This window comes from Amycolatopsis sp. Hca4, assembly GCF_013364075.1.
Taxonomy (GTDB): Bacteria; Actinomycetota; Actinomycetes; order Mycobacteriales; family Pseudonocardiaceae; genus Amycolatopsis.
This window is the reverse complement of record NZ_CP054925.1, coordinates 228161-240493: the sequence shown is the minus strand read 5'-3', so window position 1 is coordinate 240493 and position 12333 is coordinate 228161. Positions and strand designations below refer to the sequence as shown.

Below are 12333 nucleotides of genomic sequence, written 5' to 3'. Positions count from 1 at the left end.
CCGGTGGTCGTAGGCTGGTCCGGTGAGTGAGCCCGTCGACGAGACCCCGCGGCCGCCCCGCGACCGCACCGAACCCACCCGCCCGCTGATGGTCGTCGCCTTCGAAGGCTGGAACGACGCCGGCGACGCGGCCAGCCGCGCGGTGGAGCACCTGCAGCTGAACTGGGACGCCACCCCGCTGGCGGAACTGGAGCCCGACGACTACTACGACTTCCAGGTCAGCCGCCCGACCGTCCGGATGGTGGACGGCGTCACTCGCCGGGTGGACTGGCCCACGACGCGGCTGTCGGTGTGCCGCCCCGACGGCTTCGACCGCGACGTCGTCCTCGTCCAGGGCCCGGAGCCCAACATGCGCTGGCGCGCGTTCTGCGCGGAGCTGCTCGAGCACATCCAGCAGCTCGACGTCGCGACCGTGGTGACGCTGGGGGCGTTGCTGGCCGACACCGCGCACACCCGGCCCGTCCCGGTCACCGGAACGGCCTACGACAAGGACACCGCGTCCCTGTACGGCCTCGACCTGAACAACTACCAGGGGCCGACCGGCATCGTCGGCATCCTGCAGGACTACTGCGTGCAGGCCGGCATCCCGGCCGTGTCCATCTGGGCCGCGGTGCCGCACTACGTGTCGCACCCGCCGTCCCCGAAGGCGACGCTGGCGCTGCTGCACAAGCTGGAGGACATCCTCGACGTCGAGATCCCGCTGGGCGCGCTGCCCGAGCAGGCCGAGGAGTGGCAGCGCACGGTCAGCGAGATGGCCGACGAGGACGAGGAGATCAGCGAGTACGTCCGCAGCCTCGAGGAGCGCGGCGACGCACAGAGCGAGGTCGCCGAGCAGGACGTCAGCGGCGACAAGATCGCCGCGGAGTTCGAGCGCTACCTGCGCCGCCGCGGCCGCGGCGGCGGGCAGGAGGGCTTCGGCCTGCGCTGAGGGGTCACTTCAGCCAGCTGGTGGCGAACGCCCGCGCGGGGTTCGCCACCAGCATGGCCGTGACGACGTCGCCGCCCAGCAGCTTGGTCAGCCGCGGTGCGAGCGTGGTGAGCAGGTAGGACGCGCCCGGTTGGAACCGCGCCGCCGCGGTCGTCGTGTCGCCGCCGAGCAGGATCTGGCCGCCGTGCCCGGCCTCGACCAGCGCTTCCAGGCCGTCGAAGAGCCGCCAGTCGGTCGCGTGGTTGGCCCGGGACGGCCCATCGAAGCCGAGGAACACGCCGGTCTCGGCGATCTTCCGCTGCAGCGGCGCGTCCGGGTTCCGGTTCAGGTGCCCGAGGATCACCTTGTCGGGTGAAATCTCCAGCTTTCCGCAGAGCAGGTCGACCGTTTCCAGGGCCGCCGTGCCGAGTTCGAGGTGCACGGCGATCGGCGCGCCGGTCTCCTGGTGGGCGACCGCGGCGGCGGTCATGGTCAGCCGGGCGTGCGCGTCGATCGTGTGGAAGGCGCCGGCCACCTTGACCAGCCCGGCGCGCGGACCGGTCCGCGGCTCGTCGGGCAGATCGGCGGGCTGGGTCCCCTCGGTCAGGTCGGCGACGAACTCCTTGACCAGGTCGTCGAGCACGCGGCCGAGGATCACCGGGGCGTAGTGCTCGGCGCGGTGCAGGCCGGTGGCCGCGACCACGTGCACGCCGATTTCCTCCGCCATCCAGGCGAGCTCGCGGGTACGCCGGGTCAGGCCGTACGGCGTCCACTGGACAAGCGCGTTGCCGCCCCGCCCTGCGAACTCGAGGAGGGTGTGGGCGGCGGCGACCGGATCGTCGAGCTCCTGGCCCGGCAGGAGCTTCGAGGCGAAGAAGAGGTGGTCGTGCGAGTTCGTCACGCCGAGTTCGGCCGGATCGATGTCACCCAGCACCGTGCGGACCTTGGGTTCCCCAGTCACGATGGCGAGTGTAACGCCTCAACCGTTACGATGGCGAGGTGTCCGAAGACTTCCGCCTCGACATGGGCGCACCCTGGCTGAACCTCCTGGCCACCCGCGGCCGCCACTTCGGTCCCCAGCCGGTCGAGCGGATCCCGACGGCCGAGCGACTGCGCGACTGGCTCGCCCAGGTCGAGCTGACCCCGCTCGCCCCGGTCACGTACGCCGACGTGCGCGCGGCCCACCAGCTCCGCGAGGCCCTCCGCGAACTCGCCCTCGGCGCGATCGACGGGCTCCCGCCGCGAGCCGACCAGGTGAGCCCGCTGACGCCCTTCCTCAAGGCCCAGCCCCTGCACCTGGCCGCGCTCGACCGGCTGCACCGCAGCGCGCCCGGGACCGCCGCCGACGCGCTCGGCCGCTTGGCGCACCAGGCCGCGGACTGGCTCACCGGCCCCCTGCGGCACGACCTGCGGGCCTGCCCGGAGCAGGACTGCCGCGGCGTCTTCGCCGATCCCGGCGGGCGGCGGCGCTGGTGCCCGTCCCCCGCCTGCGCCAGCCGCGGGCGGGTGCGCGCGCTCAGGGAGCGGCGGCGCGACGGCTCATGACGGCCACAGGATGCGGCGCATCGGCACCGCGCCCCGCGCCCGCTTCCGCCACTCGCGCGGGTAACCCAGCGAAACCTCTTCGAACCGGACGCCGTCGGCCTCGGTGCTGCGCGGGATGTGCAGGTGGCCGTAGACCGCGACCTCCGCGCGGTAGCGGACGTGCCAGTCCTCGGTCTTCGTCGTCCCGCACCAGAGCGCGAACTCCGGCCAGTACAGCGGCGCCGTCGGGTGCCGGTGCAGCGGCCAGTGGGACATCAGGATCGTGCCGTGGTCCTCTGCGATTGCGTCGAGGCGCTCGGTGCTGACCTTCAGCCGGGCCTCGCACCACGCCTGGCGGCTGGGGTACGGGTCCGGGTACAGGAAGTATTCGTCGGTGCAGACCACGCCGGCCTCGCGGGCCTGGCGCAGGGCCTCCTCCAGGGACTTGCCCTCCGCTTCCGGGGTCCGCCAGCTGTAGTCGTAGAGCAGGAACAGCGGGGCGATCGTCAGCGGCCGCGGGCCGTGGCGCCAGACCGGGAACTCGTCCTCGGGCGTCAGCACGCCGATTTCGCGGCACTGGTCGACCAGGTACTCGTAGCGGGCCTGGCCGCGCAGCTGGCAGTCGTCGTTCTTCGTCGTCCACAGCTCGTGGTTGCCCGGCACCCAGACGACCTTCGCGAACCGGCCGGCCAGGGTCTTCAGCGTTCCGATGGTGGCTTCGGCGAGCTCGGCGACGTCGCCGGCGACGAGCAGCCAGTCTTCGGGGGTTTCCGGGACGACCGAGTCGAGGATCGGGCCGTTGCCCTCGTGGGTCACGTGGAGGTCGCTGGTGGCGAACAGGTGCGGCACCCCTCCACCGTAACCACCGCGGCCGGGGAAGCGACGGGAAACCTGCGTTTCCGGACCAACATCAGCAGCCCCGCGAGGAGGTAGATCCCGGCCTGGACGTTCAGCAGCGCGGCGGCCCCGGTCGTCACCACCAATGCTCCGGCCAGCAGCGCGCCGGCCGTGGTGCAGGTGGCCACCGCGGCGAACGTCGTGCTCAGCACCCGCCCGGCGCGTTCCGGCGCGACCGCGCTCTGGATCTCCGACAGCACACCGGCGCCGACGATCACGCCCGGCGCTCCGGCCACGACGAACAGCCCGGCGTACACCCCCATCGCGGTCGTGACGAAGGCGAGGTTCCAGATCACCGCGGACACCAGCCCGAGCGCGAGAGCACCCCAGCCCAGCAGCGCGGCCGGGGCGACCCGCCGCGCCACGGTGGCCAGGGCGAACCCGGCCGCCAGCCCGCCGAGCGCCTGGACCCCGCGCAGCAGGCCCGCGTCGGCCTCGCTGCCGCCGAGCACCTGCAGGACGTAGACCACGAACAGCACCAGGAACATGCCCTGCGCGACGGAGGTGAGCACCAGGGCGACGCCGGTGCGCCGCAGCCGCCGGTTGCGCGTCAGCTCGCGCAGGCCGTCGAGCCAGGCCCGCACCACCGGTTCCCGCGCGGCCGCCGGGACCGGCGCGGCGACCCGGCGGAACGGCTTGGCCAGCAGCGCCGCGGCGACCACGAGGACGGCCAGGTAGCCGGTGACGACGTCGGCGAGCCCGCCGAAACCCAGCAGCGCACCGCCGGCCCAGCCGCCGGCCAGCCGGGCGACGCTGCCGTTCACGCTCATCAGCCCGTTGGCCGCGGTCACCTCCGCGACCCCGACGAGCTCCGGCACGAGCGCGTTGCGCGCGGGTTCGAACACCGACGCCAGGGCCGCCTGGGCGGCCATCACCGCGTACACCAGGCTGACGCCCGGTTCGGCCAGGAGCGGAAGCGCCACGACGGCGAGCCCGCAGCAGGTGCCGAACAGCACCGCGCGGCGGTTCCAGCGGTCGGCGACGACGCCGGCGACCGGGCTGAGCAGCACCGCGGGCAGCAGGCCGAGGACGATGCTCAGCGCCGTCGTCGCGGCGGAGCCGGTGCGCTGGAAGACGTAGACCGGCAACGCCACCTGCAGCATCCACTCGGCCGTCTCGCCGAAGAACGCGGCCACCCACAGCCGCGCGAACGCCGGAACCCCCAGCAGCTGCTTCATCCCTCCGCCTTCCCCGAGTGGTCGATGCGCGGGAACGCCCGCAGGCCGACGTGGACCGGGCGCGCGTCCGCCGGGGCGTCGGTGCGGATGGCGCCGACGTACGGGCGGACCAGCGCGTCGATCGCCTCGGCCAGCCGGGTCAGCTCCGCCGGGGTGACGCGCAGGGCGTAGGTCGAGAGCCCCGCCGCGGCGCGCCAGGCCGGATCGAGGTCGTCGAGGGAGTCCAGGTAGCGCTGGGTCAGCTCCTGCTCGTGGGTCAGCTGCGCACCGACCACGCCCAGCTGCGCCGCCCGGTGCGCCGGGTCCTCGGCCAGCTCCCCCATCTCCAGGCCGACCTGCCGGGCGCGCCACGGCCGTTCGCGGCCGTCCTCGGCGTCGGCCCGCTCGACCAGGCCGTACTGCGCCAGCTGCCGCAGGTGCCAGCTGCAGTTGGACGCGGTCGAGCCGACCGCCTCGGCGCACTCGCTCGCCGTGCGCGGGCCGACCGCGGTCAGGTGGTTCAGCAGCGCCGACCGCAGCGGGTGCGCCAGCGCCCGCAGCAGCTCGACGTCTTCGACCCGCTTGCGCGGCGGCAGTCCGGCCATGGCGATCCAATCTGAAAGGATTATTTCGAAAGTCTTCTTTCATACTGGGGCCCGCCTGCGGGTTTGTCAACCGGCTTGGCTATCGTTCGCGGTGCAGTGACTGCCTGGAGCAGTGACTGCGTCGTCACTCCGACCAGGGATGAATGGTGCCCGACCAGCGCGAACTCGCCACCGCCGCCGCTCTCGCCCTCCCCCGGTTCGTGGGGTCGACCGCGCTCTTCCACGCCGCGGTCGCCGAGCGGATGGGCGTCACCCCGACCGAGCTGCACTGCCTGCACCTGCTCCACGGCGGCGTCAGCGACTCCCCGTCCGAGCTCGCCCGGCTGCTCGGGATGAGCACGGGCGCCTTCACCCGCCTACTCGACCGGATGGAACGGCACCGGCTCGCCGAGCGCGCCCCCGACCCGGCGGACCGCCGCCGTCTCGTCGTCCGGCCGCTGCCCGACCGGATGGCCGAGCTCGCCGAGCTGTACGCGCCGATGGCCCGGTTCGTCGGCGAACGCCTCGCCCGGTTCGACCGCCGTCAGCTCACGGCGCTGCTGGAGTTCCTCACCGACGGCACCGCGGCGGCCGAACGGTCGACCGGCGAGCTGCCGGATGTGACCCAGGCCATAACCCGTTGACTAACTCTACGGTTGTTGCGTTAACCTGGTTGCACTATGAGGAACTGAACCGCGCCCATCCCGCCTGAGGCGGCACCCGGTCGAGCCGACGCTCCCGCGTGCCACGACGCCCGGCGCGGGATATCTCTTTCTCCCCCAGGGCTCGGTGATCGCACATGTCTCCCGTTTTTCCGCTGCAGGCCAAGGACGTCGTCTTCGGCTACGGCACCCGTGTCGTCCTCGACGGCGTCTCGCTCACCGCGTCGGCCGGGCAGCGGCTCGGCCTGGTCGGCGAGAACGGCACCGGCAAGTCCACCCTGCTGCGCCTGCTGGCCGGGCTCGAAGAGCCGCGCTCCGGCGAGGTGCTGCGCGGCCCGGACGTCGGGTTCCTGCTGCAGGAGCTGCCCTTCCCGATGGACGCGACCTTCGCCGACGTGCTCGACAGCGCCCTCTCCGAGATCCGGGCCGCCGCGGCCCGGCTCGACGAGCTGACCGCGGCCATGACCGACCGGCCCGACGACACGGGCGTGCTCGAGGAGTACGGCCGGGTGCTGGAGTGGGCCCAGGCCCACGACCTGTGGGACGCCGACCGCCGCGCCAAGCTCGTCTGCGACGGGCTCGGCCTCGGCGGCGTCGAACCGGACCGGCGGCTCGGCACGCTCTCGGGCGGCCAGCGCTCGCGGCTCGGCCTGGCCGCGCTGCTCGTCCGGCAGCCGGAGACGCTGCTGCTCGACGAGCCGACCAACCACCTCGACGACACGGCGATGGCCTTCCTGGAACGCCACCTCACCGAGCTGACCGGGATCGTGGTGCTGTCCTCGCACGACCGGGTGTTCCTCGACGCCGTCTGCACCGACATCGTCGACCTGGACCCGGCCGCCGCCGACCGCCAGGCCGGCGGCGCGGTCCGCTACGGCGGCAGCTACACCGGCTACCTCGGCCACAAGAAGGCCGAGCGGGCCCGGTGGGAGCAGCGCTACGCCGAGGAACAGGAGGAGCTGAACCAGCTGCGGGAAACCGTCGCGGTCACCGCGCGCAACGTCGCCTACGGCCGCGGCCCGCGCGACAACGACAAGTTCATCCACGCCTTCAAGGGCGCCCGCGTCCAGAAGACGATCTCGCGGCGGGTGCGCGACGCCGAGCAGCGGCTGGAGCACCTGGAGCGCGACCAGGTGCGCAAGCCCCCGGCGCCGCTGCGGTTCAAGGCGGACCTCACCGGCCGCGCGACCGGCGAGGGTCCGGCGATCTCGGTGCGCGCGCTGGAGGTGCCGGGACGGCTGTCGCTGCCGCGGCTCGACGTCGGCGGGGCGGCGCGGTTGCTCGTCACCGGCGGGAACGGCGCCGGGAAGTCGACCCTGCTGTCGGTGCTGGCCGGCCGGCTCGCACCGGCGGCCGGGACGGTCCGCCTCGGACACGGCGTGCGGGTCGGCCTGCTGGAGCAGGACGTCTCGTTCGCCGGGCCGGAGCGGACCGCGGCCCGGGTGTACCGGGACGCGCTCGGCGAGGACGCTCCCCCGCTGAGCCGGCTCGGCCTGCTGGCCTCGCGGGACCTCCGGCAGCCGGTCGGGGCGCTGTCGGTCGGCCAGCGGCGGCGGCTGGCGCTGGCGATCCTGCTCGCCGAACCGCCGGACGTCCTGCTGCTCGACGAGCCGACGAACCACATTTCGCTGACCCTGGCGGAGGAGCTGTTCGCGGCGCTGGAGACGGCGCCGGGCGCGGTCGTCATCGCCTCCCACGACCGGTGGCTGCGCCGGGACTGGTCCGGCGACCACCTGGAGCTGGCCGCCGGCCGGCCGGTCGCGGTATAGGGCGTTATACGCACGGGAGGGCCTGGCGGGTGGCCGGGCCCTCCCGTCGTGGTCAGAGCTCGACGCCTAGGAGGGCGTCGACGGCGTCGCGGATCAGGCCCGGGGCCGTCGGGTCGGTGCCGTCGCGGCGCAGGGCCTCGTTCGCCCACGCGTCGACCGCGGCGAGGGCCTTCGGGGTGTCGAGGTCGTCGGACAGGTGGTCGCGCAGCCGCGTGACGGTGTCCTCCGCCACCGGGCCGGTCGACAGGGAGACGGCTTCGCGCCAGCGGGCGATGCGGGCTTCGGCGTCGGCCAGCAGCTGCGCGGTCCACGGGCGGTCTTCACGGTAGTGGCCGGCGAACAGCGCGAGCCGGATCGCGCCCGGGTCGACCTGGTCGGCGCGCAGCCGCGAGACGAACACGAGGTTCCCGCGCGACTTCGACATCTTCTCGCCGTCGAGGCCGATCATCCCGGCGTGCACGTAGTGCCGGGCGAACGGGCCGTCCTTGGCGACGGCCTCGGCGTGCGCCGCGCTGTACTCGTGGTGCGGGAAGATCAGGTCCGAGCCGCCGCCCTGGAGGTCGAAGCCCAGGCCCAGCCGGTTGACCGCGATCGCGCTGCACTCGATGTGCCAGCCCGGGCGGCCGGCGCCGAGCTCGGACTCCCACGACGGCTCACCTTCGCGGGCCACGCGCCACAGCAGCGCGTCCAGCGGGTGGCGCTTGCCGGCGCGGTCGGGGTCGCCGCCGCGCTCGGCGAAGAACTTCCGCATGGTCGGCTCGTCGTAGTTCGACTCGTAGCCGAACTTGCCGGTCGCCGTGTGGTCGAAGTAGACGTCCGGGAACTCCGGGTCGTCCGCCCGGTAGGCGGCCCCGTTGGCCAGCAGCTTCGCGATGACCTCGACGATCTCCGGGATGCTCTCCACGGCGCCGACGAACTGCTTCGGCGGGATGACGCGCAGGGCGGTCATGTCCTCGCGGAACAGCGCCGTCTCGCGCATGCCCAGCACGACCCAGTCGTCGGAGTCCCGCTCCGCGCGCTCCAGCAGCGGCTCGTCGATGTCCGTCACGTTCTGCACGTAGTGGACGTCGTGCCCGTTGTCCCGCCAGATGCGGTTCACCAGGTCGAAGGCGAGGTACGTCGCGGCGTGCCCCAGATGCGTCGCGTCGTAGGGCGTGATGCCGCAGACGTACATCCGGGCGGTGGCGCCGGGCGCGGTCGGGCGGATCTGCCCGGTGGCCGTGTCGTGGAGCCGCAGCGGGCGGGGGGTGCCGGGGATGCGGGGCACGTCGACCGATGACCAAGTCTGCATACCCTCGACTGTAATTGCTGGGCCGTCCGGCGTTCCCGAGCGGTGGGAAGAGCCATACTCGCGCGTAACCTGCGACGGCCCGCGCGGGCCGTCGCCGGACTCCTCGCGGCGGCCTGCCGCGCGGGTCACCCACGACCGGGGACGGGCGGGCGCGGGGGCGCGCCCGCCCGTCGTCACCGTCGCGTGCGCAGGTAGTCGCCGACCACCGCCGCGCCGAGGCCGTCCAGGTCCGGGGCGATCACGCGGCCGCCCGAGCGGCGGGCGATCAGGTCCACGAACGAGGTCAGCCGCGGGTCGTCGCCCAGTCGGAACACCGAGATCGACGCGCCCAGCTTGGCCAGGCGGTCCACTTCGGACAGTGTCTTGTGGAGGGTCCGCGGCTGGGGCGGGTAGTCGAAGACCGCTTCACCGTCGGGCTCCAGGTGGGCCGTCGGCTCGCCGTCGGTGACCATCAGGACCACCGGCTGGGCGTCCGGGTGCCGCCGCAGGTGCTGCCCGGCCAGCAGCAGCCCGTGGTGGGCGTTGGTGCCCTGCTCCCACGCGCCCTCCAGCCCGACCAGTTCCGGCAGCTCCATCGACTGCGCGTAGCGGCCGAAGGTGATCAGCTGCAGCGCGTCGTTGCGGAAGCGGGTGCTGATCAGCTGGTGCAGCGCCAGCGCCGTGCGCTTCATCGGCAGCCAGCGGCCTTCCTGCACCATCGACCACGACGTGTCGACCAGCAGCGCCACCGCCGCGCGGGTGCGGTGTTCGGTCTCGACCACTTCGACGTCCTCGACGTCGAGCCGGACCTGCCGCTCCCCGACCGACACCGACCGGAGCACGGCGTTGCGGATGGTCCGCGGCACGTCCCAGGGCTGCATGTCCCCGAACCGCCACGGCCGTGACGCGCCGGTGGGCTCGCCGGCCGCCCCCGCCGACTCCGTTTCACGCTCGCCGGTCTTGCCGCGCAGGGCGTTCACGATGTCGGACAGCACCGTCTCGCCGAGCCGCCGCAGCGCCTTGGGCGACAGCCGGAGCGAGCCGTCGGCGGCGCGTTCGAACAGGCCCTGGCGACGCAGTTCGCGCTCCAGCTCGGCCAGCCGGCGGGCGTCGACGCCCGCGTCCTTGCCGAGCTGGCGCTCGAGCGCCTCCAGATCGATGTCCTCCAGCCGCGCGCCGGGGTAGGACTGGCCGAGCTGCTCGGCCAGCGCGTCCAGCTCGGCGAGGTCCTGCATGGCCTGGGCGCCTTCGCCCATGCCCAGCGGGTTGTTGCCGCGGAAGCGCGCCGAGCCGTCCCAGTCCTCGCCCGGCCGGGCCGCGCGCAACTGACCGTCCAACCGTGACAGCTGCTGCGCCAGCCGCGGGTCGCCGAACGCCTGCTGGGTCAGCTCGGCCAGTTCCGCGCGCTGCTCGGCCGACATCGAGTTGAGCATCCGCTGGGCGGCCGCCGACCGCTCGGCCAGCGCGTCGATCAGCTCCTCGACGGTCCGCGGGTTCTCCGGGAAGAACTCGCCGTGCTCGGCCATGAAGTCTTCGAAGCGCTGCTGGATGTCCTCGGCTCCGGCGGCGTGCGCTTCGAGGAGGTCGTTGAGGTCGGAGAGCATCTCGTTGATCCGCTCGACGTCCTCGGGCCCGGCGTTCTGCAGCGCCTGCTTCATGCCCTGGAACCGGGACTCCATCAGCTCCTGGCCGAGCAGGTCCCGGATCTGCCGGTAGTTCTCGCGGCCCTGTTCGGACCGCCAGTCGTAGTTCGCGAGCTCGTTGACGGCCGCGGCGGTGCCCGGCGGCAGCGCGTCGAGCTGGGCCTCCCGGAACCGGGCGTCGTCGTCCGGGTCCGGGAACAGCTCGCGGCGTTCGGCGTCGAGGGCTTCCTGCAGGAGGCGCTGGACCTCCTGCAGGGTGCCGTCGAGGTTGTTGCGCCGCTGGATCTGCGAGCGGCGCTGCCAGAGCCGTCTCGTCAGCTCGTCGAGGCCCGCGGTGCGGTTCGTGCCGCGCCGCAGCATCTCCTCCAGCGCGGCCCGCGGTGACGCGCCGGCCATGACGTCCTGGCCGATTTCGTCGAGCGCGTCACGAAGGTCGGCCGGGGGCGCGAGCGGGTCCGGCCCATCGTGCCACGGGCCGTAGGAGTAGCCGTCGGGAAGCGGGACCGCGGTCATCGGCCGTAGACGGTCGTCGAGTCGTCGGAGTCCTTGGCGAGCCTTCGCGACAGGAACAGCATTTCGAGGGCGAGTTCGACGGCGGCCGCGATCCGCCCGGCCGGCTCGTCGGCGGCGACCCCGGCCCGCCGGGCGACCTCGTGCAGCACCGGCAGCTCCGGGAGGGCTTCGAGAACGTCTTTGCCCGGCACGCGCTCGCCGGTGGACACCAGGTGGCCCTCGCCGACCGCGTCGGCCAGGGGCCGCAGGTCCAGGCCGGCGAACCGGTCGCGGGCGGTTTCCGCGATCGCCATCCGCAGCAGGTGGACCAGGTGCTCGATCTCGCGGCCTTCTTCGCCGGGTTCGAACTCGATCTTGCCGCGCAGCACCGACGGGACGGCGTCGAGGTCGACCGGGCGGGCCACCGCCGGCTCCTCCCCCGTCAGCGCCGAGCGCCGCAGAGCGGCGGCCGCCACGGTTTCCGCCGCGGCGACGGCGAACCGCGCCGAAACGCCGGAGCGCTGGTCGATCACCGTGGATTCCCGGAGATTCCGGACGAACCGGGCGAGGACTTCGAGGAGCGGCTCGCCGACTTCGGCGACGAGGTTGGCCTCCTGCCGGACGACGGCGACCTCCGACTCGACGTCGAGGGGGTAGTGGGTGCGGATCTCGGCGCCGAAGCGGTCCTTCAGCGGGGTGATGATCCGGCCGCGGTTGGTGTAGTCCTCGGGGTTCGCGGTGGCGACGAGCAGCACGTCCAGCGGCAGCCGCAGCGTGTAGCCGCGGACCTGGATGTCGCGCTCCTCCATCACGTTGAGCAGCGCGACCTGGATGCGCTCGGCGAGGTCGGGCAGCTCGTTGATGGCCACGATGCCGCGGTGGGCCCGCGGGACGAGGCCGAAGTGGATGGTCTCCGGGTCGCCGAGGCTGCGGCCTTCGGCGACCTTCACCGGGTCGACGTCACCGATCAGGTCGCCGACCGAGGTGTCCGGCGTGGCGAGCTTCTCGGTGTAGCGCTCGGAGCGGTGGCGCCAGGCCACCGGCAGGTCGTCGCCGAGTTCGGCGGCGCGGCGGATCGACGCGGGCGTGATCGGCTGCAGCGGGTGTTCGCCCAGCTCGGAGCCTTCGATGACGGGCGTCCACTCGTCGAGCAGGCCGGCCAGGGTGCGCAGCAGGCGGGTCTTGCCCTGGCCGCGTTCACCGAGCAGGACGACGTCGTGTCCGGCCAGCAGCGCGCGCTCCAGCTGCGGCAGCACGGTGCGGGAGAAGCCGACGATGCCGGGCCAGGCGTCTTCGCCGTTCTTGAGGGCGGTCAGCAGGTTGTCGTGGATCTCTTGCGCGATCGGGCGCGGCTCGTACCCGGCCGCGCGCAGAGCCCCGGCGGTGCGGGGAAGAGCGTCTGGAACAGCGTTCACCCGTTCGACGCTA

11 protein-coding genes are annotated in these 12333 nt (G+C 73.3%); 4 read left to right on the top strand and 7 right to left on the bottom strand.

Translation table 11 applies throughout. The features are described 5' to 3' along the window. The first annotated feature begins 22 nt into the window (after positions 1–22). The gene (locus HUT10_RS01110; protein ID WP_176169467.1) at positions 23–928 is read left to right on the top strand and encodes a PAC2 family protein; all 906 of its coding nucleotides are present in this window, start codon (positions 23–25) and stop codon (positions 926–928) included. 4 nt (positions 929–932) lie between these two features. On the opposite strand, the gene HUT10_RS01105 is transcribed toward HUT10_RS01110, so the two are convergent. Further along, on the bottom strand, positions 933–1868 hold the full coding sequence (locus tag HUT10_RS01105) for a phosphotriesterase (protein WP_254896601.1): 936 nt from the start codon (positions 1866–1868) through the stop codon (positions 933–935). Positions 1869–1906: 38 nt separating this feature from the next. Between HUT10_RS01105 and HUT10_RS01100 the strand changes: the two genes are divergently transcribed. After that, positions 1907–2452 carry an ABATE domain-containing protein gene (locus HUT10_RS01100; protein WP_176169466.1) on the top strand — a complete coding sequence of 182 codons (546 nt, stop codon included), beginning with the start codon at positions 1907–1909 and terminating at the stop codon, positions 2450–2452. On the opposite strand, the gene HUT10_RS01095 is transcribed toward HUT10_RS01100, so the two are convergent. Genes HUT10_RS01095 through HUT10_RS01085 form a run of 3 tightly spaced genes read right to left on the bottom strand, consistent with a single transcriptional unit; the run spans position 2447 to position 5090 of the window. Beyond that, on the bottom strand, positions 2447–3280 hold the full coding sequence (locus HUT10_RS01095; RefSeq protein WP_176169465.1) for a metallophosphoesterase: 834 nt from the start codon (positions 3278–3280) through the stop codon (positions 2447–2449). The two genes, HUT10_RS01100 and HUT10_RS01095, sit on opposite strands and share 6 nt — an antisense overlap. Continuing rightward, on the bottom strand, positions 3244–4506 hold the full coding sequence (locus tag HUT10_RS01090; protein ID WP_176169464.1) for an MFS transporter: 1263 nt from the start codon (positions 4504–4506) through the stop codon (positions 3244–3246). Before HUT10_RS01090 ends, HUT10_RS01095 begins: the two co-directional genes overlap by 37 nt. Continuing rightward, on the bottom strand, positions 4503–5090 hold the full coding sequence (locus tag HUT10_RS01085) for a helix-turn-helix transcriptional regulator (protein WP_176169463.1): 588 nt from the start codon (positions 5088–5090) through the stop codon (positions 4503–4505). Before HUT10_RS01085 ends, HUT10_RS01090 begins: the two co-directional genes overlap by 4 nt. Positions 5091–5236: 146 nt before the next feature. Here HUT10_RS01085 and HUT10_RS01080 point away from each other — a divergent pair, with 146 nt between their 5' ends. Both HUT10_RS01080 and HUT10_RS01075 read left to right on the top strand, forming a co-directional pair. Continuing rightward, entirely contained in the window at positions 5237–5713 is a 477-nt protein-coding gene (locus tag HUT10_RS01080) for a MarR family winged helix-turn-helix transcriptional regulator (protein ID WP_176169462.1), read from the top strand. 155 nt (positions 5714–5868) lie between these two features. After that, complete coding sequence (locus HUT10_RS01075) at positions 5869–7500, top strand: ABC-F family ATP-binding cassette domain-containing protein (protein WP_176169461.1); 1632 nt, start codon at positions 5869–5871, stop codon at positions 7498–7500. A 52-nt stretch (positions 7501–7552) separates the two neighbouring features. Here the strand turns inward: HUT10_RS01075 and mshC are convergent, their stop codons facing one another. The 3 genes from mshC to HUT10_RS01060 form a co-directional block, all read right to left on the bottom strand. Next, positions 7553–8791 carry a cysteine--1-D-myo-inosityl 2-amino-2-deoxy-alpha-D-glucopyranoside ligase gene (mshC, locus tag HUT10_RS01070; protein ID WP_176169460.1) on the bottom strand — a complete coding sequence of 413 codons (1239 nt, stop codon included), beginning with the start codon at positions 8789–8791 and terminating at the stop codon, positions 7553–7555. 173 nt (positions 8792–8964) lie between these two features. After that, positions 8965–10926: a VWA domain-containing protein gene (locus tag HUT10_RS01065; RefSeq protein WP_176169459.1), complete on the bottom strand. Its 1962-nt coding sequence runs from the start codon at positions 10924–10926 to the stop codon at positions 8965–8967. Continuing rightward, complete coding sequence (locus tag HUT10_RS01060) at positions 10923–12320, bottom strand: ATP-binding protein (RefSeq protein ID WP_176169458.1); 1398 nt, start codon at positions 12318–12320, stop codon at positions 10923–10925. The genes HUT10_RS01065 and HUT10_RS01060 overlap by 4 nt, the downstream gene beginning before the upstream one ends. Positions 12321–12333 lie beyond the last annotated feature (13 nt).